Annotated in this window: 20 protein-coding genes; 13 read left to right on the top strand and 7 right to left on the bottom strand. The window is 74.1% G+C overall.

The window, feature by feature from the left end; translation table 11 throughout:
* Positions 1–60: 60 nt before the first annotated feature.
* Both ABDB74_RS01315 and ABDB74_RS01310 read left to right on the top strand, forming a co-directional pair.
* Complete coding sequence (locus ABDB74_RS01315) at positions 61–1,080, top strand: dipeptide epimerase (protein ID WP_346621180.1); 1,020 nt, start codon at positions 61–63, stop codon at positions 1,078–1,080.
* Entirely contained in the window at positions 1,077–2,126 is a 1,050-nt protein-coding gene (locus ABDB74_RS01310; protein ID WP_346621178.1) for a DUF1611 domain-containing protein, read from the top strand. Before ABDB74_RS01315 ends, ABDB74_RS01310 begins: the two co-directional genes overlap by 4 nt.
* Here ABDB74_RS01310 and ABDB74_RS01305 read toward each other — a convergent pair whose 3' ends face one another.
* The 4 genes from ABDB74_RS01305 to ABDB74_RS01290 are packed head-to-tail and all read right to left on the bottom strand — an operon-like array spanning position 2,127 to position 6,937.
* The gene (locus ABDB74_RS01305; protein WP_346621177.1) at positions 2,127–3,341 is read right to left on the bottom strand and encodes an acyl-CoA dehydrogenase family protein; all 1,215 of its coding nucleotides are present in this window, start codon (positions 3,339–3,341) and stop codon (positions 2,127–2,129) included. It lies immediately after the preceding gene.
* Positions 3,342–3,354: 13 nt separating this feature from the next.
* The gene (locus tag ABDB74_RS01300) at positions 3,355–4,227 is read right to left on the bottom strand and encodes a MaoC/PaaZ C-terminal domain-containing protein (protein ID WP_346621175.1); all 873 of its coding nucleotides are present in this window, start codon (positions 4,225–4,227) and stop codon (positions 3,355–3,357) included.
* Between the two features lies 1 nt (position 4,228).
* Positions 4,229–5,584: a 3-oxoacyl-ACP reductase gene (locus ABDB74_RS01295; RefSeq protein ID WP_346621174.1), complete on the bottom strand. Its 1,356-nt coding sequence runs from the start codon at positions 5,582–5,584 to the stop codon at positions 4,229–4,231.
* Positions 5,585–5,641: 57 nt separating this feature from the next.
* Positions 5,642–6,937, bottom strand: coding sequence for an acetyl-CoA C-acetyltransferase (locus ABDB74_RS01290; protein WP_346621172.1), 1,296 nt, complete (start codon positions 6,935–6,937; stop codon positions 5,642–5,644).
* Between the two features lie 61 nt (positions 6,938–6,998).
* Here ABDB74_RS01290 and ABDB74_RS01285 point away from each other — a divergent pair, with 61 nt between their 5' ends.
* Positions 6,999–7,736, top strand: coding sequence for a TetR/AcrR family transcriptional regulator (locus ABDB74_RS01285; protein ID WP_346621171.1), 738 nt, complete (start codon positions 6,999–7,001; stop codon positions 7,734–7,736).
* Positions 7,733–9,784 (top strand): acyl-CoA dehydrogenase, encoded by a 2,052-nt coding sequence (locus ABDB74_RS01280; protein WP_346621170.1) that lies wholly within the window; start codon positions 7,733–7,735, stop codon positions 9,782–9,784. The genes ABDB74_RS01285 and ABDB74_RS01280 overlap by 4 nt, the downstream gene beginning before the upstream one ends.
* A gap of 145 nt (positions 9,785–9,929) precedes the next feature.
* Here the strand turns inward: ABDB74_RS01280 and ABDB74_RS01275 are convergent, their stop codons facing one another.
* Positions 9,930–12,686 carry a SpoIIE family protein phosphatase gene (locus ABDB74_RS01275; protein WP_346621169.1) on the bottom strand — a complete coding sequence of 919 codons (2,757 nt, stop codon included), beginning with the start codon at positions 12,684–12,686 and terminating at the stop codon, positions 9,930–9,932.
* A gap of 175 nt (positions 12,687–12,861) precedes the next feature.
* Here ABDB74_RS01275 and ABDB74_RS01270 point away from each other — a divergent pair, with 175 nt between their 5' ends.
* From ABDB74_RS01270 to ABDB74_RS01260, 3 genes are all read left to right on the top strand, one after another.
* Positions 12,862–13,959 carry an EAL domain-containing protein gene (locus ABDB74_RS01270; RefSeq protein ID WP_346621168.1) on the top strand — a complete coding sequence of 366 codons (1,098 nt, stop codon included), beginning with the start codon at positions 12,862–12,864 and terminating at the stop codon, positions 13,957–13,959.
* 215 nt (positions 13,960–14,174) lie between these two features.
* Positions 14,175–14,561 (top strand): HU family DNA-binding protein, encoded by a 387-nt coding sequence (locus tag ABDB74_RS01265; protein WP_346621166.1) that lies wholly within the window; start codon positions 14,175–14,177, stop codon positions 14,559–14,561.
* Positions 14,562–14,696: 135 nt separating this feature from the next.
* The gene (locus ABDB74_RS01260) at positions 14,697–15,950 is read left to right on the top strand and encodes a serine hydrolase domain-containing protein (RefSeq protein ID WP_346621164.1); all 1,254 of its coding nucleotides are present in this window, start codon (positions 14,697–14,699) and stop codon (positions 15,948–15,950) included.
* Between the two features lie 83 nt (positions 15,951–16,033).
* On the opposite strand, the gene ABDB74_RS01255 is transcribed toward ABDB74_RS01260, so the two are convergent.
* A complete protein-coding gene (locus tag ABDB74_RS01255; RefSeq protein ID WP_346621162.1) occupies positions 16,034–16,495 on the bottom strand; it encodes a MaoC family dehydratase in 462 nt (153 codons plus the stop codon).
* Between the two features lie 70 nt (positions 16,496–16,565).
* On the opposite strand from ABDB74_RS01255, the gene folP reads away from it, so the two are divergent.
* From folP to ABDB74_RS01235, 4 genes are all read left to right on the top strand, one after another.
* On the top strand, positions 16,566–17,426 hold the full coding sequence (folP, locus tag ABDB74_RS01250) for a dihydropteroate synthase (protein ID WP_346621160.1): 861 nt from the start codon (positions 16,566–16,568) through the stop codon (positions 17,424–17,426).
* A gap of 157 nt (positions 17,427–17,583) precedes the next feature.
* Entirely contained in the window at positions 17,584–18,009 is a 426-nt protein-coding gene (locus tag ABDB74_RS01245) for a PaaI family thioesterase (protein WP_346621159.1), read from the top strand.
* A gap of 88 nt (positions 18,010–18,097) precedes the next feature.
* Positions 18,098–19,693, top strand: coding sequence for a 4-coumarate--CoA ligase family protein (locus ABDB74_RS01240; RefSeq protein ID WP_346621158.1), 1,596 nt, complete (start codon positions 18,098–18,100; stop codon positions 19,691–19,693).
* Between the two features lie 169 nt (positions 19,694–19,862).
* Positions 19,863–20,855, top strand: coding sequence for an NAD(P)H-quinone oxidoreductase (locus tag ABDB74_RS01235; RefSeq protein ID WP_346621157.1), 993 nt, complete (start codon positions 19,863–19,865; stop codon positions 20,853–20,855).
* Between the two features lie 7 nt (positions 20,856–20,862).
* Here ABDB74_RS01235 and ABDB74_RS01230 read toward each other — a convergent pair whose 3' ends face one another.
* Positions 20,863–22,086 (bottom strand): cysteine desulfurase-like protein, encoded by a 1,224-nt coding sequence (locus ABDB74_RS01230; protein WP_346621155.1) that lies wholly within the window; start codon positions 22,084–22,086, stop codon positions 20,863–20,865.
* Between the two features lie 111 nt (positions 22,087–22,197).
* Between ABDB74_RS01230 and ABDB74_RS01225 the strand changes: the two genes are divergently transcribed.
* Together ABDB74_RS01225 and ABDB74_RS01220 are read left to right on the top strand one after the other, a co-directional pair.
* Entirely contained in the window at positions 22,198–22,746 is a 549-nt protein-coding gene (locus tag ABDB74_RS01225; RefSeq protein ID WP_346621154.1) for a bacterial proteasome activator family protein, read from the top strand.
* A 174-nt stretch (positions 22,747–22,920) separates the two neighbouring features.
* Positions 22,921–23,928, top strand: coding sequence for a type IV toxin-antitoxin system AbiEi family antitoxin domain-containing protein (locus ABDB74_RS01220; protein ID WP_346621153.1), 1,008 nt, complete (start codon positions 22,921–22,923; stop codon positions 23,926–23,928).
* The last annotated feature ends 105 nt before the right edge of the window (positions 23,929–24,033 follow it).

Here is a 24,033-nt window from a genome sequence, read left to right as displayed (position 1 = left end):
GAGCACGGCGGGAACCCGTTCGCGCGGGACATCCGGGCCCCGGCCCGCGAGACTGCTCCCGTGGAGATCACCTGCCGACCCCGGACGCTGCGCCTGCGCGACACGTTCACCATCGCCCGGTCGTCGGTGGACACCGAGGAGGTCCTCGTCGTCACGGTCGACGCCGGCGGCGTCCGGGCCTCCGGCGAGGGGGCGCCGGTGGCGTACTGGGGCGAGTCGGTGGCCGGCATGGCCGAGGCCGTCGCCGCCGACGGCGCCGCCCTGCTCGGCGACGACCTGCGCGACCTCGAGGGCATCGCCCGCCGGCTGCGCGCCTGGGACGGGCCCCAGGGCGCGAAGATGGCCCTCGACGGCGCCGCGCACGACTGGGTCGGCCGCCGGTACGGCCTGCCGGTGTGGCGGCTCCTCGGCCTCGACGGCGTCGCCCCGCCGACGAGCTTCACGATCGGCATCTCGACGGTGGAGGAGACCGTCGCCCGCGTGCGCCGGGCCCCGGGTTTCGCCGTCTACAAGGTGAAGGTCGGCGGCCCCGGCGACCTGGAGCGGCTGGCGGCGATCCGGGCGGTCTCCGGCGCCCGGCTGCGGATCGACGGCAACGAGGGCTGGACGTTCGAGGAGGCCCGGGACCTCACCCCGCAGCTGCGGGAGCTCGGCGTGGAGATGGTCGAGCAGCCCTTCCCCGCGGCCGACCTCGACTCCTTCGCGCGCTACCGCGAGCTGCCGGACCGGTTGCCGGTCTTCGTCGACGAGGGCTGCAAGGACCTCGCCTCCGTGCCCGCCGTGGCCGGTTACGCCGACGGCATCGTGGTGAAGCTGGCCAAGTGCGGCGGCATCCGGGAGGCGCAGCGCATGCTGGCCGCCGCCGCCGCGCTGGACCTGCGGGTGATGCTGGGCTGCATGATCGAGTCGCAGCTCGGGATCGCCCAGGCCGCCCAGCTCGGTGCGCTGGCCGACCTCGTCGACCTGGACGGCCACCTGCTGATCAGCGACGAGCCGTTCACCGGCCTGGGGCTCGCCGACGGGCGGCTGGTGCTGCCGGACGCACCGGGCCTCGGGCTCGTCGCGGAGGAGGCGGCGTGAGCGGGGAGCGGCTGGCGGTCCTGACCGGCGGGCAGCTCGCCGAGTCCTACGCGAAGACCGCGCACGGGGTGCTGCGCTACGGCACGCGCGAGGTGGTGTGCGTGATCGATTCCGCGCACGCCGGGCGGCGGGCGGTGGACGTCGTCCCCTTCTGCGCGTCCCCCGCTCCCGTGGTCGCCGACGTGGCGGCGGCCCGGGACCTGGGGGCGACGACGGTGCTGCTGGGCGTCGCGCCGCTCGGTGGCCGGCTCACGGCCGCCTGGCGGGAGGTGCTGCTGGCCGCGCTGGGCCTGGGGATGCACGTCGAAGCGGGGCTGCACACGGATCTGGGCGCCGATCCGGAGCTCGCGGCAGCTGCCCGGGCGGCCGGGGTCGGGATCCGGGACCTGCGCGCGGTGCCGGCCGACCTCGGGGTCCCGCTCGCCGAGCCGGTCGGGGCCCGCGTCGTCCACACGGTCGGCTCCGACTGCGCGATCGGGAAGATGAGCGTCGTCCTCGAGCTGGACCGGGCGGCGCGCGACCGCGGGCGGGGCTCGGTCTTCGTGGCCACCGGGCAGACCGGCGTCGCGATCTCCGGCTGGGGCATGGCCGTCGACCACGTGATCTCCGACTTCGTCGCCGGCGCGGCCGATCGGCTGGTCCGGGAGGGGGCGACCCGTGGGGACCTGCTCTGGCTGGAGGGACAGGGCTCGATCTACCACCCGGCCTACTCCGGGGTGACCCTCGGCCTGCTGCACGGGTCGTCGGCCGATGCCCTGGTGCTGTGCCACCGGGTGGGGCGGACCGCCGTCTTCGACTACCCGGGCACCGCGCTGCCCCCGCTGCCGGAGATCGTGCGCGGCTACGAGCAGGCCGCCGGGTGGGTGCGCCCCGCCCAGGTCGCCGCCGTCGCGCTCAACACCGCCGGCCTGGACGACGCCGCCGCCCGGCGGGCGGTCGACGACGCCGCCGCGGAGACCGGGCTCGTCACCGACGACGTGGTCCGCTTCGGCGCCGGGCGGGTGCTGGACGCCGTCCTGGCCGCGCTCCCGCCCGATGCCCGTTGATCAGCGCACGTGGACGCCGGAGATCGTGCGGGCGATGACCAGCCGCTGGATCTCCGAGGTGCCCTCGAAGATGGTGTAGATCTTCGCGTCGCGCGCCATCCGCTCGACCGGGTAGTCGCGGGTGTAGCCGTTGCCGCCGAGGATCTGCATGGCCTTCTCCGTCACCCGCACCGCCGTCTCACCCGCGACGAGCTTGGACATCGACCCCTCGGCGGCGGTGAACTGCTGGCCGTTGCGGGCCATCCAGGCGGCCCGCCAGACCAGCAGCCGGGCCGCGTCGATGGAGGTCTTCATGTCGGCGAGCAGGAAGGCGATCGCCTGGTTCTCGATGATCGGCCGGCCGAACTGCACCCGCTGCCTGGCGTAGTCGAGCGCGTAGTCGTAGGCGGCCCGGGCCACGCCGACCGCCTGGGCACCGACCGCGGGCCGGGTGCGCTCGAACGTGGCCATCGACGGCTGGGTGCGGCCGCTCTTGACGCCCTCGCGGGCGCGGGCCAGTCGCTCCTCGAGCTTCTCGCGGCCGCCGAGCAGGCAGTCGCCGGGGATCCGGCACTCGTCCAGCACGACCTCCGCGGTGTGCGAGGCGCGGATGCCGTGCTTGAGGAACTTCTGCCCCTGGCTGATGCCCTTCGTGCCCGGCGGAACGACGAAGCTGGCGTGCCCGCGGGCCTTGAGCTCGGGGTCGACGACGGCGGTGACCACGTGGATGTCGGCGATGCCGCCGTTGGTGGCCCAGGTCTTGGTGCCGGTGAGCACCCACTCGTCGGTCTTCTCGTCGTAGACCGCCCGGGTGCGCATCGCGCCGACGTCGGAGCCGGCATCGGGCTCCGACGAGCAGAACGCCGCCACCTTCGGCTCGCTCTCGGTGCCGAACATCGCCGGGATCCACTGCCCGACCTGCTCGTCGGTGCCGTTCGCGCGCACGGATGCCGCAGCCAGGGTGGTCCCGACGATAGCCAGCCCGATCCCCGCGTCACCCCAGAAGAGCTCCTCCATGGTGAGCGGGATGCCGAGGCCGGACTCGTCGAACCACTGGGTGGCGAAGAAGTCGAGCGAGTACAGCCCGATCTTCGCCGCCTCCTGCAGGACCTCCCACGGGAAGACCTCCCGCTCGTCGTACTCGTGCGCCGCCGGGCGGACGACGTTCGCGGCGAACTCGTGCACCCACTTCTGCAGCTCGAGCTGGTCCTCGGTCAGGTCGAACGAGACGGGCATGCCGGCGCCTTCCTCATCGGAGAGGGCGGACGGTACCGACCAGGTGCTCGCTGCCGTTCGTCGCATGGCGGACGGCGACGTCCCAGCCACCGTCGGCCTGCGCCGTCGACAGGGTGACCGTCGACGGCAGGAACAGCGGCTTGCGGAAGCCGACGTCGACGGTGACCGCGTCCGGCAGCCGGTTGGCCACCGCCGCGAGCACGCGGGCCTTGACCCACATGCCGTGCGCGATCGCCCGCTTGAAGCCGAACGCCTTCGCCGTGAGACCGGACAGGTGGATCGGGTTCACGTCGCCGGAGACCGTCGCGTAGCGCCGACCGGCGTCGGCGGGGATCCGCCAGGTGGCGGCCACCCGGTCCAGGTCGCCGACCACAACCGTCACATCGGATTCCGGAGCGTCCGCTGGCGCCGTCGCGCCGCGCGCCAGGTACGTCGAGCGGCTGCGCCAGACCTCGGCGCCGCCTGCCGACACCGAGGCGCAGAGGTCGACGGTCGCCCCGCTGCGGTGCCCGGCGAACCGCTCGGCCCACACCTCGAGGTCGAGCACCTCGTCGGTGCGCACCGGGCGCAGCACGTCGATCCGGTTGCGCACGTGCACCAGCCCGGGCAGCGCCAGCGGGAAGGAGCGGTCGCCCATCAGCGCCAGCTGCAGCGGGAACGTGAGCATGTGCGGATAGGTGGGCGGCAGGGTGTCGGCCAGCGGGAACCCGCAGACGCGGGCGTACTCGGCCAGGTGCCCGGCGTCCACCGGCACGCCGGTGCGGGCCAGCCGGGTGTCGGGCAGGTCGCCGCCGCGGCCGCGGGCGGTGAGCGCGGCCCGGGCGAAGAGCGCCGCCATGTTCGGCGGCTGCTCCAGCTCCGTCCGGCCCGTCGAGGGCTCGCTCACCTCAGGCCCCCAGCAGCGACTGGCCGCAGACGCGGACCGTCTGGCCGTTGACCCCGGCGCTGCCCGGCTGCGACAGCCAGGCGATCGTCTCGGCGACGTCGACCGGCAGGCCGCCCTGCTGCAGCGAGTTGATCCGCGACCCGATCTCCCGGGTGCCGAAGGGCATCTTCGCCGTCATCTCGGTGACGATGAAGCCCGGGGCGACGGCGTTGATGGTCGCGCCCCGCTTCGCGAACTCCGGAGCCCACGCCCGCACCATGCCGATGACGCCGGCCTTGGACGCCGCGTAGTTGGTCTGGCCGCGGTTGCCGGCGATGCCCGACTGCGAGGAGACGCAGACGATGCGGGCGTCGGGCTTCAGCACTCCGTCGGCGTCCAGCAGTGCCTGGGTGAGGTCGAGCTGCGCCTGCAGGTTGACCGCCATGACGGTGTTCCAGCGGGCGGCGTCCATGTTGACCAGCAGCTTGTCGCGGGTGATCCCGGCGTTGTGCACGACGACGTCGACGCCCCCGTGCCGCTCGCGCAGGTGCTCGACCAGCCGCTGCGGCGCGTCGTCGGCGGTGATGTCGAGCTGGAACGCCGTCCCGCCGATCTCGTTGGCGACCGAGGCCAGGTTGTCGCCGGCCGCGGGGATGTCGACGGCGACGACGTGCGCGCCGTCCCGGGCCATGACCTTCGCGATCGCCGCCCCGATGCCACGCGCGGCCCCCGTGACGACGGCGACCCTCCCGGCCAGCGGCTTCCCGTCGTCCTCACCCGCCGGCACGTCGGCCGCCGACAGGGTGAGCAGCTGCCCGTCGACGTAGGCCGACCGGCCGGAGAGGAAGAAGCGCAGCGGGCTCGCCAGCGACCCCTCGGCGCCCTCGGGCACGTAGACCGCGTTCGCCGTGGACCCGTTCAGCAGCTCCTTGGCGATGGAGCGGACCAGTCCGTCCACCGCCTGGCGGGCCGCGGCCTGCGCCGGGGAGTCGGCGTCCGAGGGCGGGTCGGCTAGCACCAGCACCCGGCCGGAGCGGCGCAGCCGCTTGATCGCCGGGGCCAGGAAGTCGTGCGCGGCGGCCAGGTCGGCGGGGCCTGTCAGGCCGGTCGCGTCGAGGACGACCGCGCCGGGCTTCTCGCCGTCGGTGCCGCCGTCCGCCGTCACCGGCGACTGCACCGTCACCCCGGCGTCCCGCAGGACCGCCGTGACGGTGTCGCGCAGCCGGCCCTGGCCGGCCGAGCCGACCACCACCGGCCCCGGCAGCAGCGGCTCCCCGGGCTCGTAGCGGCGCAGCTCGGCCGGGCGCGGCAGGCCCAGCTGCTTGGTGATCGTGGTGCCGAGGCCGGAGTTGGCGAAGTTCGTGTACCAGTCAGCCACTGGAGGTCAACCTTTCCGCAGGTGGGATGGGGCGTTCGCGCTGTCGCCGGACCGGGGTCAGGACTCGAGGACGGCGACGACGCCCTGACCGCCGGCGGCGCAGATGGAGATCAGGCCGCGCTTGCCCGGGCCCGCCTCGTGCAGCGTCTTCGCCAGGCTGGCCACGATCCGGCCACCGGTCGCGGCGAACGGGTGCCCGGCGGCCAGCGACGAGCCGTGGACGTTCAGCTTGGCGCGGTCGATCGAGCCCAGCGGGGCGTCGAGGCCCAGCTTCTCCTTGCAGTACGCCGGGTCCTCCCAGGCCTTCATCGTCGCGAGGACCGTGGAGGCGAACGCCTCGTGGATCTCGTAGAAGTCGAAGTCCTGGAGCGAGAGCCCGTTGCGGGCCAGCAACACGGGGACGGCGTACACCGGCGCCATGAGCAGGCCCTCGCCGCCGTGCACGTAGTCGACCGCGGCGGTCTGCGCGTCGACCAGGTGGGCGAGCACCGGCAGCCCCTTGGCCTCGGCCCACTCGTCCGACGCCAGCAGCACGGCCGAGGCGCCGTCGGTCAGCGGGGTCGAGTTGCCCGCCGTCATCGTGGCGTCGGGGTCACCCTTGCCGAAGACCGGCTTCAGCTTCGCCAGCTTCTCCACGCTCGAGTCCGGCCGCACGTTGTTGTCGCGGGCCAGGCCGAGGAACGGCGTCACCAGGTCGTCGAAGAAGCCGCGGTCGTAGGCGGCCGCCATGTTCCGGTGCGACCGGGCGGCGAGCTCGTCCTGCTCCTCCCGGCCGATCTGCCATTCCTTGGCGGTGATCGCCGCGTGGTCGCCCATCGCGAGGCCGGTGCGGGGTTCCGCGTTCCGCGGCATGTCCGGCGCGATCATGCCCGGACGGATCCTCGCCAGCGCCTTGAGCCGGTCCTGCACCGTCTTGGCGTTGTTCAGCGAGATGAGCACCCGGCGCAGGTCGTCACTGACCGCGAGCGGGGCGTCGGACGTCGTGTCGACGCCGCCGGCGATGCCGGACTCGATCTGCCCGAGCGCGATCTTGTTGGCGACCAGGATCGCCGCCTCGAGGCCGGTGCCGCAGGCCTGCTGGACGTCGTAGGCGGGGGTGGTCGGCGCGAGCCTGGAGCCGAGCACGGACTCACGCGTGAGGTTGAAGTCGCGCGCGTGCTTGAGGACGGCGCCGGCGACGACCTCGCCCACCGACTCGCCCTGCAGCCCGAAGCGGGCGACCAGCCCGTCGAGCGTGGCGGTGAGCATGTCCTGGTTGGACGCCTGCGCGTAGGCGGAGTTGGACCGCGCGAACGGGATCCGGTTGCCGCCGACGATCGCGGCCTTGCGGGTGGCCGGGTTCTGGGTAGCCATCAGGACCTCCGAGCTCGGGTGGGACTGGCCGGTACCCACAGTACCCGGTACCGTGGGTTCCGTGAAACTTGAGGCGGTGGGAGCGGAGACGACGGCCCCGTCGTCGGGAGAGGCGGCGGCGGCCGTGCGGGACCGGCGGAGCTCGCGGTGGGACGAGCACCGCCGCGCCCGCCGCGCCGCACTGGTCGACGCCGCCGTCGCCGCGATCGGCCGGCACGGCGCCGGCGTCGGCATGGAGGAGATCGCCGCCGAGGCCGGCACCAGCAAGACCGTCGTCTACCGGCACTTCGCCGACCGCACCGACCTCTACGTGGCCGTCTGCGCGCGCGTCGCCGAGCAGCTGCTCCCCCGGCTGCGGGCGGCGATGGAGCACGCCGGCTCCCCGCGGGCGATGACCACGGCTGCCGTCGAGGCCTACCTCGCCTTCTGCGAGGCCGACCCCGAGCTGTACCGGTTCGTCGTCCACCTGCACCCCACCGACCGCCCGGTCGACGCCGACCCCATCGACAACCTCTCCGACCTCGTGGGCGACGAGGCGGCCGGGCTGCTGCGCACCGCCCTCACGCGGGCCGGCCGCGACCCCGCACCCGCCGGACCGTGGGGGCACGGGCTGATCGGCCTGGTCCGCGCCGCCGCCGACTGGTGGCTCCGGGCCGACCGGCCGATGCCCCGCGCCGACCTGGCCGCCCACCTCACCGACCTGGCCTGGTCCGGGCTCACCGGCGTCGTCCCGATGCCCGGCCGCGGATCCGACCGACCCGCACCGACCGCACGATCGACGTCCCAGGAGGAACAGTGACGAGCACCCTGCCGAACACGGTCGACGCGGCCCGGCTCCAGGAGGCCCTCGACGGCCGCTGGTCGCACGTCCGCCGCGACGCGCGGGAGAACCTGCACGACCCGGACATGCTCCCGGTCTACGGCGAGTCGATGGCCGAGGCCCGGGAGCGGGTCACCCGCATGGCGGCGAAGCTGGCGACGTCCGGCCGGGTGACCCTCGGCTTCCCCAAGGAGTACGGCGGCGAGGCCGACGCCGGCGGCTCGGTCACCTCGATCGAGATGCTGGCCTTCACCGACCTGTCGCTCATGGTCAAGGCCGGCGTCCAGTGGGGGCTGTTCGGCGGCGCCGTCCAGCTGCTCGGCACGCGCCGGCACCACGAGACCTACCTGCGCGACATCATGAGCTTCGACCTGCCCGGCTGCTTCGCCATGACCGAGACCGGCCACGGCTCCGACGTCCAGCAGCTGCGCACCACCTGCACCTACGACCCCGCCACGCAGACGTTCGACCTGCACACCCCGCACCAGGCCGCGCGCAAGGACTACATCGGCAACGCCGCCAAGGACGGGCGGATGGCCGTCGTCTTCGCCCAGCTGGTCACCCAGGGGAAGAACCACGGCGTGCACGCCTGGCTGGTGCCGATCCGCGACGAGGACGGCGCCCCGATGCCCGGCGTCACGATCGGGGACGACGGCCCCAAGGCCGGCCTGCTCGGCGTCGACAACGGCCGGCTGAGCTTCGACCACGTCGCCGTGCCGCGGGACATGCTGCTCGACCGCTACGGGCAGGTCGCCGCCGACGGCACCTACACGTCGTCGATCGAGAACGAGACCCGCCGCTTCTTCACCATGCTGGGCACGCTGGTGCGCGGCCGGGTCAGCGTCGGCGGCTCGGCGTCCTCGGCCACGAAGCTGGCCCTGGACATCGCGGTCCGGTACGGCGAGGTCCGCCGGCAGTTCGCCGCCCCCGGCGAGGAGCGCGAGGTCGTCATCAACGACTACCTGGTGCACCAGCGGAAGCTGCTGCCCGCGCTGGCGACCACCTACGCGCTGACCTTCGCGCAGGAGGAGCTGACCGGGACCATGCACGACATCCACACCGCCGTGCACGAGCACGGACAGGAGGTCGACGAGCACGCCCAGCGGGAGCTGGAGTCCCGCGCCGCCGGGCTGAAGGCGGCCCAGACGTGGCACGCCACGCGCACCATCCAGATGTGCCGCGAGGCCTGCGGGGGCGCCGGCTACCTGCAGGAGAACCGGCTGCCGCACCTCAAGGCCGACACGGACGTCTTCACCACGTTCGAGGGCGACAACACCGTGCTGCTGCAGCTGGTCGCCAAGGGCCTGCTCACCGACTACCGCGACGCCTTCGGCTCGCTGGACGGCTGGGGCCGGGTCGGCTTCGTCGCCGACATGGTCCGCGAGGCGGTACTGGAGCGGACGGCGGCGCGCGCCCTCATCCAGCGGCTGGTGGACGCCGTCCCCGGCCGGGACGACGAGGTGCCGATGCTCGACCGCGGCTGGCAGCTGAAGATGTTCGAGTTCCGCGAGAAGCACTCGCTCGAGGGCGCCACCCGCCGGCTGCGGAAGAACTCCGCGGCCGAGGGCATGGCCCCGTTCGACATGTTCAACGACGTGCAGGACCACGTGCTGTCGACCGCGCGGGCGCACATCGACCGGGTCGTGCTGGAGGCGTTCGTCGAGGGCGTCGACCGCGCCACCGACCCCGCCGTGAAGACGCTGCTCGACACCGTCTGCGACCTGTACGCGCTGTCGACCATCGAGGCGGACAAGGCCTGGTTCCTCGAGCACGGGCAGCTCACGCCCGCGCGGGCCAAGACGCTGACGGCCACGGTGAACTCGCTGGTCAAGGAACTGCGGCCGCACATGATCACGCTGGTCGATGCCTTCGCCATCCCGGCCGACTGGAAGGCCGCGGCCATCCTCGAGGAGGAGCCGGACCGGCAGGAGGCGATGGCCGCGCGCGACGCCGAGCTGCGCGCCGCGAACGACGCCGAGACCCCCGAGGGGACCGCGACCGACCTGGAGGTGCCGCCCGGCCAGTGAGGCAGGGGTGATCCGCGCACGGTCGGACCCTGCCCCCACCAGGGGGCAGGGTCCGACCGCGCGGGCAACATGTAGCGGACCGGGCCACAGGTCCGCTGAGGTCCGCGACGGCAGGTGGCGCAGCGGCGGCGGGTCCGCCCCCGTCTCAGGCCTCCGGGCGCAGCCGGACGGCGAGGACGGCGACGTCGTCCTCGGCGTCGGGGAGGAACATCCGCTCCAGCACCCGGTCGCACAGCTCGCCGAGGGGCAGCCCGGCGCACTCGGCGAGGACGTCCAGCAGCTGCTCGGTGCCGACGTCGATGTCCCGGTCCCGCCGCTCCACGAGACCGTCGGTGTAGAGCAGCACCGTGGACCCCGGGGCCAGGACGGCCACGTGGTCCTCGCGCTCGGTCTCCGGGGCCACCCCCAGCAGGAGGTCGGCCTGCTTGCCGTCGAGCAGCACCACGCTGCCGTCGGAGGCCAGCAGGACGGGGGGCGGGTGGCCGGCGTTGGCCCAGCGCAGCCGCATCCGGCCGGCCCCGTCGCCCGGCTCGGGATCCAGCTGGGCGACCAGCGCGGTGGCCATGGTGTCCAGCGCGAGCCCCTGGACGGCGCGGTCGAGCTCGCTGAGCACCTCCGCCGGTGAGCCGCCACCGGAGTAGCTGATCCCCCGCAGCAGGCCGCGGACCTGCCCCATCGCGGCCGCGGCGCGGGTGTCGTGCCCGACCACGTCGCCGATCGCCAGCACCGTCGTCCCGCCGCGCTGCAGGAAGGCGTCGTACCAGTCGCCGCCGATCTCGGCGCCCTCCGCCGCCGGCACGTACCGGACGACGATCTCGCCGTGCTCGGACGGGGGCGGCTCGGTGAGCATGCTGCGCTGCAGCGCGTCGGCCAGCTCCCGCTGCTGGCCGTAGAGCCGCGCCTGGTGCAGGGCCAGGCCCGCCCGCCGGCCGATCTCCACGGCGGTGTCCACCTCGGCCTCGCCGAGCGGGCCGCGGCCCTCCCCGGCGAACAGGCCGAGGGCGCCGAGCACCTGGCCGCGCGCCACCAGGGGCACCACCACGGAGGAGGTGGCCGCCAGCCGGTCGAACCCCGCGCGGGCAGCGGGATCGGGCAGCGCCCGGACCACGTGTTCCCGGTCGATCTCCGGCAGCAGCACCGGACGGCCGGTGGCCATCACCCGGCGGGCCGCGGACTGCTCGGTCATCGCCGCGACCATGCCGCGCACGTAGGACTCGACCTCCGCCCGCCGGGCGGGATCACGGTGGCTGCTCGCGACGTCGTGCAGGCGGCCCTGCTCGTCGGTGACCACGATCCAGCACCAGTCGCCGAGGTCGGGCACCACGAGGGAGGCGAGCTGGCCGATCTGCTGGTCGACGTCCAGCGTGCCGGACAGCACCCGGCCGCCCTCGGCGAGCAGCCGCAGCCGCTGGTTGGCCCGCGCCATGGCCTCGACCGCCGCGGCGCGCTGCGCGTCGGCCTGCAGCCGGGAGACGCTGAGGGCGATCTGGGCGGCGAGGGCCTCCAGCACGTCGACGTCGTCGGGCGAGAACTCGTGCTCGACGGTCCAGCCGGCGAGGAAGCTGCCGAGCACCCGTCCCTCCACGCGCAGCGGGATCGCCGCCATCGCCCGCAGGTCGAGCAGATCCACGACCCGCTCCATCGCCGGGAACCTGGCGAGCGCCTCGGCCCGGTCCCCGAGCAGCAGGCGGCGGCCGTGCCGGGCCACGAACTGGGCCGGCAGCGCGTCGTCCATCGGCAGGACGACCCCGTCCGCGAGGCCGATGTCCGGCCGCCCGTCCCGCACGGCGGAGACCAGGTTGCCGGTCATGTGCAACCGCAGCGACCCGCCGCGGGAGTCGGTGATGGCGAGCGCGCTGGACCGGGCGCCGAGCACCTGCGCCCCACGCAGCACCACGTCGGCGAGCTGGTCCAGGCGCGCGGCGTTGGCGAGCTCGGCGGCGACCTCGGCGATGGCGGCGGCGCGCTGGACGGCGGTGAGCCGCTGCCCGGCCTGCGCGCGGGCGTCGGTGACGTCGAGGACGGTGCCGAGCACCCGCGCCGGGGTCCCCGCCGCGTCGGTGACCACCCGGCCCCGGGCGAGCACCCAGCGGACGACGCCGTCCTCCCGGACCACCCGGAACTCGACCGTGTAGTCGCCGCGCTCCTCGATCGCGGCCCGCATCGCCTCGACGATCGCCGGGTGGTCGTCGGGATGCACGTGGTCGGTGAGTACCCGGTCCATCGACTCGTGCTCGACCGCGGAGTCCAGGCCGAACAGCGCCGCGCACCGGTCGTCCCAGTGGACCGCCCCGGTGCGCAGGTCGCGCTCCCAGATGCCGACCGAGCCGGCCTCGAGCGCCACCTCGAGCCAGGCGCGGGAGGTGCCGACCGCCGACTGCGCGGCCGAGAGCTCCAGCTCCGCGACCACGGAGGCGGCCAGCTGCTCGAGCAGCTCGACGGCGTCGTGGGACCACTCCCGGGGCGCGGGGTCGTACACGGCCAGGGCCCCGACCACCTGGCCGGAGGCGGCCGTCAGCGGGACACCCAGGTAGGCGCGGATCTCTCCCGACGTGACGGCGGGCAGCGCGGCCACCCGGTCGTCCCGGGTGGCCGCCGAGACGCTCAGCGGGCTCCCCTGGCGCACGGTGATCGCCGACAGGGCGCCGGTGAGCAGCGCCGGGCCCCCGACCACGCCGGCGGGCAGCCCGTACCCGCCGACGACGACGTCGTGGTCGGTGAACAGGGTGACCTTGGCGTGCGCGGCGGCCAGCAGGCGGGCGGCCAGCGCCGACAGCCGGTCGAACGCCGCCGGGCCGGGGACCTCGAGCAGCAGGCGCCGGGCCGCCGCGATCCGCAGCGGGTCGGTCAGCGGGTCGACGTCCGGCGGATCGGTGGGGACGGCGGGCCGAGACGTGGTCACGCATCCCCCCCCACCCCTGCCGCCGGCACACCCCGGCGGCGCGTCGGACGCACATGCTGGCACGACTGCGCCGCGGAACGGTCCCGGCGCCTTCCCGGCCACCGTCGGCGGCGTGTCCCCCCGCGGGTGAGCACCCGGGTTCAAGCATCGCCCGCGACCGGCCGATGCCCCCTCCATGCCCGGCACGCGCACGGCCCACCTCCCGGACTGCCGGCCGCTGCTCGCCGACGCCGACGACCTGTCGCTCGTCTTCCAGCCGATCGTCGACCTGGCTGCCGCGACGGTCGTCGGCTACGAGGCCCTGGCACGCTTCCCCGGCTCGGCCGGCCCCGACGCCTGGTTCGCCGCCGCCGCCGAGATCGGTCTCGCCGCCGAGCTCGAGGCGCTGGCCGTGCACAAGGCGCTGGCCGCCGTCGACGGCCTGCCGCCGGACACGTTCCTGACGGTGAACGTCAGCCCGCACCTGCTCGGCTCCGCCGACCTGCAGCAGGCCCTGTCCACCCGGCGGGACCTGCACCGCGTCGTCGTCGAGCTCACCGCCCACACGCCGGTCGACGACCTGTCCGCTCTGCGCCGGCAGACCGACGCCCTGCGCGAGCGGGGCGCGCTGATCGCGGTCGACGACGTCGGCGGTCGCTGCTCGGGCCTCCTGCAGCTGGCCGCCGTCCGGCCGCAGCTGGTCGCGCTCGACCGCGCCCTCGTCTCGGACGTCGACGGCGACCCCGTCCGCACGGCCCTGACCGAGATGATCGGCGAGTTCGCCGGCCGGATCGACGCGCTGCTGCTGGCCGAGGGCGTCGAGACCCCGGCCGAGCTGGCCGTGCTGACCCGCCTGGGCGTGCCGCTGGCCCAGGGCTGGCTGCTCGGCCGGCCCGCTCCCGCGTTCCTCCCGCTGGACCCCGGCGTCGCCCGGCTGGTGCGCACCCACGCGGCCCGGGCCCGCCTGACCGACAGCGTGGCCGGCCTCCTCCGCCCGGTCCGCCAGTGCGTCCTCGACGAGGACCCGCCCGGTCTCCCGCCGGCCGTGCTCGTGGGCCCGCACGGCGAGCCGACGGGCCTGCTGCTCGGCGATCCGCGGACCGGCGAGGTGCACACCGCCCCGGTCTCCCTGCGCGTGCACCCGTCCACCGACGTCGGCGACGCGCTGCGGCGTGCGCTCGCCCGCCCACCGGCGTACCGCTTCGATCCCGTCGTCTGCACCGATCCGAGCGGGCACGTGCTCGGCCTGCTCCGGATCGAGGACCTCGCGACGGCCGCGCGCACCGCCCGCTGACCACGCGGCCGCGGGGCCCCGTCGCCGTCGTCGCAGGACTCGGCGGTGTCCGCGGACCGCCCCGACCGGCACCCTCGCACGCCCGGGACTGCTGTGACCGGCGTGTCACCTGCGGGCCTTCCGGGCCCCCCCGCTGGCCAGACCGGCGAGCGGCATGACACCGTGCCCCCGGCCCGGACTCCCCGAGACCGGGCGCCCCGTACGCCGCGCCACCTGTGCGGACCGCGGGGCACCCCGCCCGCGCGCCGCGCGTCCGGGGGAAGGAGCCGGCTGCGTGCCGACCACATGGCACCGCCACCGCCTACGAGAGGAAGCACATGAACAAGGCCGAACTGGTCTCCGCCATCGCCAAGCGCGCCGACGTCCCGGCCTCGACCGTGGACTCGGTCCTCAACGGGCTGCAGGACGAGCTCGTCGACGCCATCACCCGTGGTGAGAAGGTCGCCGTCTCGGGCCTGATCACCGTCGAGCGGACCCAGCGGTCCGCCCGCACCGGCCGCAACCCGCAGACCGGTGAGTCGATCGACATCCCCGCGGCCAACACCGTCAAGGTGACCGCCGGCTCGAACCTGAAGAAGGCCGCGAGCTCCGTCCCGGTCTGATCGACCGCGACACCCCGTGTCCGCCGCCGGGCGGACGCCGCGACCCCCGTGTGTCCGGGCTCACAACGGCGTGAGTCAGGATGCCGGTCGAGGCGTCGCCCGGCGGCGGACGGCACCCGGGACCCGGAGGTGGGCGTGAGCGATCTGCAGGTGGGCACCGATCCGGCCGAGGTGGGGATGGATCCCGCCCGGCTGACCCGCATCGACGCCCGGCTCGCCCGGTACGTCGACGACGGCCAGCTCCCCGGCTTCCTGGTCACGGTCGCCCGGCACGGGAAGCTCGTGCACGTCGGGCGCTCCGGCTTCCGCAACGTCGAGGAGGGCCTCCCGGTCGAGGAGGACACCCGCTGGCGCATCTTCTCGATGACCAAGCCCATCACCTCGGTCGCGGCGATGATGCTGTACGAGGAGGGCGCCTTCCAGCTCACCGACCCGATCGCCCGGTGGCTGCCCGAGTTCGCCGAGACCCGCGTGTACGTGGCCGGGTCGGCCATGAAGCCGGTGACCAGCCCGCAGGTCGAGCCGATCCGGGTCTGGCACCTGCTGACCCACATGTCGGGGCTCACGTACGGCTTCCACCACGCCCACCCGGTCGACGCCATGTACCGCGCGATGGGCCACGAGTGGGGCACGCCGCCGGGTGCGGACTCCGCGGAGGTGTGCCGGCAGTGGGCCTCGGTCCCGCTGGTCTTCCAGCCGGGGAGCGAGTGGAACTACGGCGTCTCCACCGACGTCCTCGGCCGCCTCGTCGAGGTGATCTCCGGACAGCCGCTCGACGAGTTCTTCGAGCAGCGCATCTTCGCCCCGCTCGGCATGCGGGACACCTCCTTCGGCCTGCGGGACGGCGACGACGTCGAGTCCCTGGCCCGCCTCTACGCCGCCACCCCCGGCCGGCCCGGCGGTGCGGCCACGGGGTTCGCCCCCCTCGACGCCATGGGGCAGGCGGCGCACGGCAAGCCCGCGTTCCTCTCCGGCGGCGGCGGGCTGGTCTCCACCGCCGGCGACTACCTGCGGTTCGTGGAGATGCTCCGCCGCGGCGGCTCCTACGACGGCGGCCGGCTGCTCGGCCCGCGCACGCTCGCGCACATGGTCAGCAACCACATCCCGGGCGACCAGGACCTGGAGACCTTCGGCCGGCCGCTGTTCGCCGAGACGCCGCTGCGCGGGGTGGGTTTCGGGCTCGGCTTCTCGATGGTGATCGACCCGACGCGCTACGGCGTCGTCTCGAACGTGGGCGACTACAGCTGGGGCGGGGCGGCGTCGACGGCGTTCTACGTCGACCCGGTCGAGGACCTCACGGTCAGCTTCTACACGCAGCTGCTGCCCTCGAGCACGCTGCCGATCCGCAACTACCTGCGCCAGCTGGTCAACCAGGCCATCGTCACCTGACCGGCCATGGGGCATAGGAGGCTTTGCCTACGGTTCCGGGGTCAGATCCGTAGGCAAAGCCTCCTATGCCTGGTGGCCGCGGACTACAGGTAGCGGCGGTAGACCACGGTGGCGACCATCGCCGGCTTGCTGCCGCCCTCGATCTCCACGGTGACGGCGAGGTTCATCTGCACGCCGCCCTCGAACGGCGTCGCCGCCTCGAGGGTGGCCCCGGCCCGCACCTTGGCGCCCACCGGCACCGGAGAGGGGAAGCGCACCTTCTCCGTGCCGTAGTTGACGCCCATCCGGAAGCCGGTGATCTCGACGATCTGCGGCATCAGCGCGGGCAGCAGTGACAGCGTCAGGTAGCCGTGCGCGATCGGCCCGCCGAACGGGCTCTCCTTCTTCGCCCGTTCCGGGTCGACGTGGATCCACTGGTGGTCACCGGTCGCCTCGGCGAACTGGTTCACCTGCTCCTGCGTGATCGTCACCCAGTCGCTGTGGCCCAGGTGCTGACCCACCAGGCCCTGGACCCCCTCGACGCCCTCGGCCGTCGTCTGCGCCATCTGCTCTGCCTCCTCGTGAACGGTCTGGTTGGCTGACTCCACCACACACGACCATGGGACGGGGAGCGGGTTGCTGCGACTGGGGGCCCTCGACGTGCCCGACGGGCGGTTCGTCGTCATGGCGATCGTCAACCGCACCCCCGACTCGTTCTACGACCGCGGGGCCACCTACGAGCTGGCCGCCGCCGTCGAGCGGGTCGACCAGGTGGTCGCCGAGGGCGCCGACATGGTCGACGTCGGCGGGGTGAAGGCCGCGCCCGGCGAGGAGGTCTCCCCCACCGAGGAGGTGCGCCGGACCGTCGACCTCGTGGCCGCGATCCGCGCCGCGCACCCCGCGCTGCCGATCTCGATCGACACCTGGCGGGCGGAGGTGGCGCGCGAGGCGCTGGCGGCCGGCGCCGACGTCGTCAACGACGCCTGGGGCGGCGTGGACCCGTCGCTCGCCGCCGTCGCGGCCGAGGCGGGCGCCGGCATCGTCTGCACGCACGCCGGGGGGCTGCCGCCCCGCACCCGGCCGCACCGCGTGGCCTACGACGACGTCGTCGCCGACATCGTCACGCGGACGACGGCGCTGGCCGAGGCCGCCGTCGCCGCCGGTGTGGACCGCGACCGGGTGCTGGTCGACCCGGGGCACGACTTCGGTAAGAACACCCGGCACTCGCTCGAGGCCACCCGCCGGCTGGGCGAGCTCGCGGACACCGGCTGGCCCGTGCTGGTGGCCCTGTCGAACAAGGACTTCGTCGGCGAGACCCTCGACGTCCCGCTGGACGAACGGCTCACCGGCACGCTGGCCGCCACCGCGGTCAGCGCCTGGCTGGGCGCCCGGGTGTTCCGCGCCCACGACGTCGCGCCCACCCGGCAGACGCTGGACATGGTGGCCTCGATCCAGGGCACCCGGCCGCCCGTGCGCACCGTCCGCGGCCTCGCCTGAACCGTGACATCGCGGTCCTCCGGACCGCACCGCGACCAATTGCCGTCCCCCACTGCCGTCGAGCCGCTGCCCATGTCCCGGTCGGGAGACCCTCCGGGCCCCCGCGACCGGTCCACCCCGCACTGCCGCCGACGCCGCTGCCGCTACGTTTTCGGGCATGTCCGCCACCGGGTTCCTCACCGCCGACGAGCTCAACGCCCTCCTCCCGGGCACCTTCCCGGGGCTGCTCGGCATCGTCATCGACACCCACGAGCGCGGCCGGCTCACCAGCCACCTCGACGTCCGGCCCGAGCTGCTGGCGCCCAACGGCTACCTGCACGCCGGCACCGTGGTCACCCTCGCCGACACGAGCTGCGGCCTGCCCACGCGGGCGCTGCTGCCGGAGGGCTCGACCGGCTTCACCACGATCGAGCTGAAGAGCAACCACCTGAGCACCGCGCGCGAGGGACGGATCGCCTGCACGGCCACCAACGTGCACGCCGGCCGGACGACGCAGGTGTGGGACGCCGTGGTGACGAACGCGGACTCCGGGAAGACGATCGCGCTGTTCCGCTGCACGCAGTCGGTGCTGTGGCCCCGCTGATCGGGCGAACCCGCCAGTAACCCCCTTGTGAGCGCCGACACGGGAGGTGTGAGACTGGCGCCACAACACCGTGCGAGGAGGATTATCCGTGGCGCTGGCCAGCCGTTATCCCGACGTCGAGATCCCGAACGTCTCCGTACCCGAGTTCGTCCTCGCGGCCGGCAAGGACCGGCCCGACGCCCCGGCTCTGATCGACGGGCTCAAGGGCGACGTGATCACCCACGGCCAGCTGGCCGCCTACGTCGACCGCGTCGCCGCCAACCTGCACGCCCGGGGCCTGCGCAAGGGTGACGTCGTCGCCGTCTTCTGCCCCAACACCCCGTGGTTCCCCGTGGTCTTCCACGGCATCGCCGCGGCCGGCTGCGTGATGAGCCCGATCAACTCGCTCTACACGCCCGACGAGATCGCCTTCCAGCTGAAGGACTCCGGCGCGAAGATCCTGATCACCATCGGGCTGTTCATGGACCGCGCGAGCGCGGCCGTGGAGAAGTCCCCGGTCGACGAGGTCATCGTCCTCGACGGCGCCGAGGGCCACGCCAACCTGTTCGACCTGCTGGGCGCCGACGCCCCGTCGGTGCAGGTGGACATCGACCCGGCCAACGACCTGGTCACGCTCCCCTACTCCAGCGGCACCACGGGTCTGCCCAAGGGCGTCATGCTGACCCACCGGAACCTGGTGGCCAACGTGGCGCAGTGCCGGCCGCTGATCCAGCTCGGCGAGAACGAGCGGATCATCGCCGTCCTGCCGTTCTTCCACATCTACGGCCTGACCGTGCTGATGAACCAGGGCCTGGCCTGGGGCGGCGCCGTCGTGACGCTGCCGCGGTTCGACCTGGAGGACTTCCTCCGGACGATCCAGGACCACAAGATCACCCGCGCCTTCGTGGCGCCGCCGATCCTGCTGGCGATGGCCAAGCACCCGGTCGTCGACCAGTACGACCTCTCGTCGCTCACCTCAATCCTCTCCGGCGCCGCCCCGCTCGACGAGCAGCTGGCGCTGGCCGCCCAGGACCGGCTGCGCAAGGGTGCCGACACCGGCGTCCAGGTGGGCCAGGGCTACGGGATGACCGAGCTCTCCCCCGTCTCGCACACCACCCCCGACCCGGGCGCCGAGCCCCCGGGCTTCAGCGGCGAGGTGCCCAAGGGCTCGGTCGGCTTCGCGGTGCCCAACACCGAGTGCCGGCTGGTCGACCCGGGCACCGGGGAGGACGCCGCCGAGGGTGAGCGCGGTGAGCTCTGGGTGCGCGGGCCCCAGGTGATGAAGGGCTACTTGAACAACCCCGACGCCACCGTCGGCACCGTCGACAGCGACGGCTGGCTGCGCACCGGTGACGTCGCGGTCGTGGACGAGAACGGCTTCTACACCGTCGTCGACCGGGTCAAGGAGCTGATCAAGTACAAGGGCTACCAGGTGGCCCCGGCCGAGCTGGAGGCCGTGCTCATCAACCACCCGGAGATCGCCGACGCCGCCGTCATCGGCGTCCCCGACAAGGAGAGCGGCGAGGAGCTGCCGAAGGCCTTCGTCGTCCGCGCGCCCGGCTCGGAGCTCACCGAGGACGCCGTCATGGCCTACATGGCCGAGAAGGTGGCCCCGCACAAGAAGATCCGGTTCGTCGAGTTCATCGAGCAGGTGCCGAAGTCGGCGGCGGGCAAGATCCTGCGCAAGGACCTCAAGAACCGCTGAGCACGGCCGACGGCGCCGCGTCCCCACCTCGGGGGCGCGGCGCCGTCGCGCGTTCCCGGCACGCTGTGCGCGCCGGGATGCGCATCCGGGCGGGAATCGCCCCCCGGACGACCGCGCCCGTGCACAGCTCGGCGAGCAGCGCCCCCACGGGGCTCCCTAAGGTCGGGGCATGCGTGCGGTGACGATCAGCGAGCCCGGTGGCCCCGACGTCCTCGAGTGGACCCAGGTCCCGGACCCGGTCTGCGGCCCCGGCGAGGTCGTCATCGACGTCGCCGCGACGGCGGTGAACCGCGCCGACCTGCTGCAGCGGCAGGGCTTCTACCCGCCGCCGAAGGGCGCCAGCGCCATCCTGGGCCTGGAGTGCAGCGGCATCGTCAGCGAGATCGGCGAGGACGTCGCCGGTTGGTCGGTCGGTGACGAGGTGTGCGCCCTGCTGGCCGGCGGGGGCTACGCCGAGCGGGTGGCCGTCCCCGCCGTCCAGGTGCTGCCCAAGCCCTCGGGCGTCGAGCTGGCCACCGCGGCCGCCCTCCCGGAGGTCGCCTGCACCGTCTGGTCGAACGTCTTCATGCTGGCCGGCCTGCGGCGCGGCGACTCCTTCCTCGTGCACGGCGGTTCCAGCGGCATCGGCACCATGGCGATCCAGCTCGCCGCCCGCGCCGGCGCCCGGGTGTTCACCACCGCCGGCACCGCCGCGAAGCTCGACGTCTGCCGCGAACTGGGCGCCGAGGTGGGCGTCAACTACCGCGACGAGGACTTCGTCGAGCGGGTGGAGGAGGCGACCGACGGTCGCGGGGTCGACGTCGTCCTCGACAACATGGGCGCGAAGTACCTGGCCCGCAACGTCGACGTCCTGGCCGACGGCGGCCGGCTGGTGATCATCGGCATGCAGGGCGGCGCCAAGGCCGAGCTCGACATCAACGCGCTGCTGCGCAAGCGCGGCTCGGTGCACGCCACCGCGCTGCGCTCGCGGCCGGCGACCGGGCCCGGCGGCAAGGCCGACATCGTCACCGCGGTGCAGCACGACGTGTGGCCCGACGTCGAGCGCGGCGTCGTCCGGCCGATCGTCGACCGCCGGCTGCCGATGTCACGGGCCGCCGAGGCCCACCGCGTCGTCGAGTCCAGCGAGCACGTCGGCAAGGTGCTGCTCGTCGCCGGCGACTGAGGACGGCTCAGCGGGGGCGCAGCGCGGCGACGGCGTCGATCATCCGGCCGACGTCGTCGGCGGTGTTGTAGTGCATCAGGCCCAGCCGCACCGCGCCCCCGACCTCGTTCACCCCGATCGCGTCGAACAGCTCCCGGGCGTAGAAGTCGCCGTCCCAGCCGCAGATGCCGGCGCGGGCCAGCTCGGCGACCACCTGCCGCGGCCGCATCCCCGCGACGGTGAAGGAGAGCGTGGGCGTCGCTCGCTCCGGGGCGCCGAGCACCAGCACGTGCCGCATGGCGCGCAACGCCTGGTCCAGCCAGTCGAAGAGGTCGCCCTCGTGGCGGGCGACCGCACCCATCGACGCCCGCAGCCGGTCCCGCCGCGAACCGGCCGTCTCCCCGCACAACCCGGCCAGGTGGTCGACGGCGGCGCTCACCCCCGCGTACAGCTCGAACGGCGGCGTCCCGGTCTCGAACCGGTCGGGCACCCGGTCCGGCGACGGCAGCAGCTTGTCCGGCCGCAGCTGCTCCAGCAGCTCGGGGTCGGCCACCACGGCGCCGACGTGCGGACCGCACCACTTGTAGGCGGAGACGGCCACGAAGTCCGCGCCCAGCGACGTCTTGTCCAGGAACACGTGCGGGGCGGCGTGGACCGCGTCGACGTAGAGCAGCGCCCCGACGGCGTGGGCCTGGGCGGCGATCCCGGCGACGTCGGGCCGGGTGCCCAGCGCGTTGCTCGCGGCGGTCACCGCCACCAGCCGGGTGCGGCGGTTGAGCAGCTCGGCGAACTGCCAGGCGGGCAGCTCCCCGGTCTCGATGTCCACCTCCGCCCACCGCACGGTCACCCCGGTGGCGGCGGCCACCTGCAGCCACGGACGGATGTTGGCGTCGTGGTCGAGCCGGCTCACGACGATCTCGTCGCCCGGCCGCCACGTGCGGGCCAGCGTGCGGGCCAGCGCGTAGGTGAGCGTCGTCATGTTCGGCCCGAGCACCACGCCGCCGGGCCGGCCACCGACCAGGTCGGCCACCGCCGCGCGGGCTGCGGACACCAGCGCCTCGGCCCGGCCGGACGCGGGGAAGACACCGCCGCGGTCGGCCACCGGCATGCGCATCGCGGAGCCGACCGCGTGGGCGACGTTCTCGGGCACCAGCGACCCGGCGGGACCGTCGGCGTGCACGTAGCCGTCGGAGAGTGCGGGGAACAGGCCCCGGACGCGTGCGACGTCCAGTCGTCCGGCCCCCGAAGACATGCGCCGCACCCTAGTTCGTCCACCCGGCACCCACGCGCCGTCCCGGCCGTCCGCCGGCCGGCTCCCCCGCCCCACCACCGGCCGTCGGCGGGACGGGGCAGGATGGAGGCCATGACTTCACCGGAGAACGGCAGCGAACGTCCGCAGCAGGTCGTCGTGGTCGGGCCCGACGGCCGCCCGGTGGGCGCCCTGCCCGTGCCGCAGGCGGCCGACGACGAGGGCGACGGCGAGCTGAACCCGAGCCAGCTCGTCGAGCAGCCCGCCAAGGTCATGCGGATCGGGACGATGATCAAGCAGCTGCTCGAGGAGGTGCGTGCGGCCCCGCTGGACGACGCCAGCCGCAACCGCCTGCGGGACATCCACGAGTCGTCGATCCGGGAGCTGGAGCAGGGGCTCGCACCGGAGCTGCGCGAGGAGCTGACCCGCATCACGCTGCCCTTCAGCGAGGGCGAGACGCCGTCGGACGCCGAGCTGCGGATCGCCCAGGCCCAGCTGGTCGGCTGGCTGGAGGGCGTCTTCCACGGCATCCAGACGGCGGTGTTCGCCCAGCAGATGGCTGCCCGCGCGCAGCTGGAGGAGATGCGCCGCAAGGCCCTGCCGGGCGGCCAGGCGCCGGCCCAGCAGCACGACTTCCGCCCCGGCGGCGGCCAGTACCTCTGACCGCACGCAGCTCGGATCAGCTGACCTGATCATCGGATGTCCTCCCTCGCCGTCCGCGGTGAGGGCGGACGCTGCGGGGTGTCGGTGGACGCTGCGGGGTGTGGGTGGACGACGGCTGTCCACAGATGCGCGCCGACCGTTCCCCGGAGCGCCCCCGCTTCACAGACTGGTGGCGTGCATCCGGTCCTCGAGTCCGCCGCTCGACGCCGCGGCGGCGTCTTCACCGTCGCCGACGCCCGCCGCGCCGGCTACCGCCCTGACGAGATCCGCGCGGCCGTCGGCTCGGGCGCGTGGCACCGGCTGCGTCGGGGGATCTACGTGCCCGCGCCGGTCTGGGCCGCTGCACTGGGCGACGACCGCGCTCGTCACCTCCTCGCTGCCGTCGCCACGCTGACCGCGCTCGGCGCCGGGCCGGTGCTCAGCCACTCTTCGGCGGCGCGGTCCCACGGCCTCGTCCTGCCCCGGACCGTCGACGACGTCGTCCGGCTGACAGATCCCGATCATTGGCGGATCGGCCGCGGGTACCGGATCGCCGCGGCCGCGCTCCCGCAGGAGGACGTCGTCGATACCGGACCGTTCACGGTGACCGGTGTGGCTCGCACTCTCGTCGACTGCGCCAGGGAGTGGTCCCTCGTCGACGCCGTCGTCTCCATCGACGCCGCGATCTTCGAGGAACGTGTGCGCCGATCCGACCTCACGGACGTGGTGCTCCGGCAGAGCCACTGGCTCGGCATCGGTGCGGCGGCGCGAGCCGTGGGGTTGTCCGACGGGCGAGCCGAGTCACCGCTCGAGACGCGCGGACGGTTGGCCATGCTGGAGGCCGGGCTGCCCCGCCCCGAGCTGCAGGTGGAGTTGCACGGGCCCAGGGGCTTCGTCGCGCGGGTGGATGCCTGGTACGCGGACGCCGGCGTCGCCGTCGAGTTCGACGGATGCGTCAAGTACGACGAACCGCGCGGGGGCCGGACCCCGGCCGAGGTGGCCCGGGAGGAGAAGCGTCGCGAGGACCGGATCCGCGACCTCGACGTGCGGGTGGTCCGCGTCGTCAACGCGGACCTACCGCGGCTCCAGGGACCCGTCGCCCGTCTCCGGGAGCTGCTCGCCCGACCGCTGGCCGGTCCCCGGCGATTCCGGGTCGTCCATCGAGCGGAGCCCGGGGCCGACGCCACCGGCGCGGTCGCCTGATCCCACCGCGACGACCAGGACCGCGTCCTCCCGCGACGCAGAGCGTCCTCCCTCACGGTCTGCCGTGAGGGAGGACGATCGATGATCAGGTCACCTGATCCTGGC

This window comes from Blastococcus sp. HT6-4, from assembly GCF_039679125.1.
Lineage (GTDB): Bacteria > Actinomycetota > Actinomycetes > Mycobacteriales > Geodermatophilaceae > Blastococcus > Blastococcus montanus.
The sequence above is the reverse complement of the archived record's forward strand: the minus strand, read 5'-3'. Positions and strand labels throughout refer to the sequence as shown.

Bases quoted from the DNA above. Each gene is read 5' to 3' on its own strand.
- ABDB74_RS01305 (WP_346621177.1), bottom strand. From the start codon at position 3,341: ATGCCCGTCTCGTTCGACCTGACCGAGGACCAGCTCGAGCTGCAGAAG.
- ABDB74_RS01290 (WP_346621172.1), bottom strand. From the start codon at position 6,937: ATGGCTACCCAGAACCCGGCCACCCGCAAGGCCGCGATCGTCGGCGGC.
- ABDB74_RS01270 (WP_346621168.1), top strand. From the start codon at position 12,862: ATGCCCGGCACGCGCACGGCCCACCTCCCGGACTGCCGGCCGCTGCTC.
- ABDB74_RS01255 (WP_346621162.1), bottom strand. From the start codon at position 16,495: ATGGCGCAGACGACGGCCGAGGGCGTCGAGGGGGTCCAGGGCCTGGTG.
- ABDB74_RS01245 (WP_346621159.1), top strand. From the start codon at position 17,584: ATGTCCGCCACCGGGTTCCTCACCGCCGACGAGCTCAACGCCCTCCTC.
- ABDB74_RS01235 (WP_346621157.1), top strand. From the start codon at position 19,863: ATGCGTGCGGTGACGATCAGCGAGCCCGGTGGCCCCGACGTCCTCGAG.
- ABDB74_RS01230 (WP_346621155.1), bottom strand. From the start codon at position 22,086: ATGTCTTCGGGGGCCGGACGACTGGACGTCGCACGCGTCCGGGGCCTG.
- ABDB74_RS01225 (WP_346621154.1), top strand. From the start codon at position 22,198: ATGACTTCACCGGAGAACGGCAGCGAACGTCCGCAGCAGGTCGTCGTG.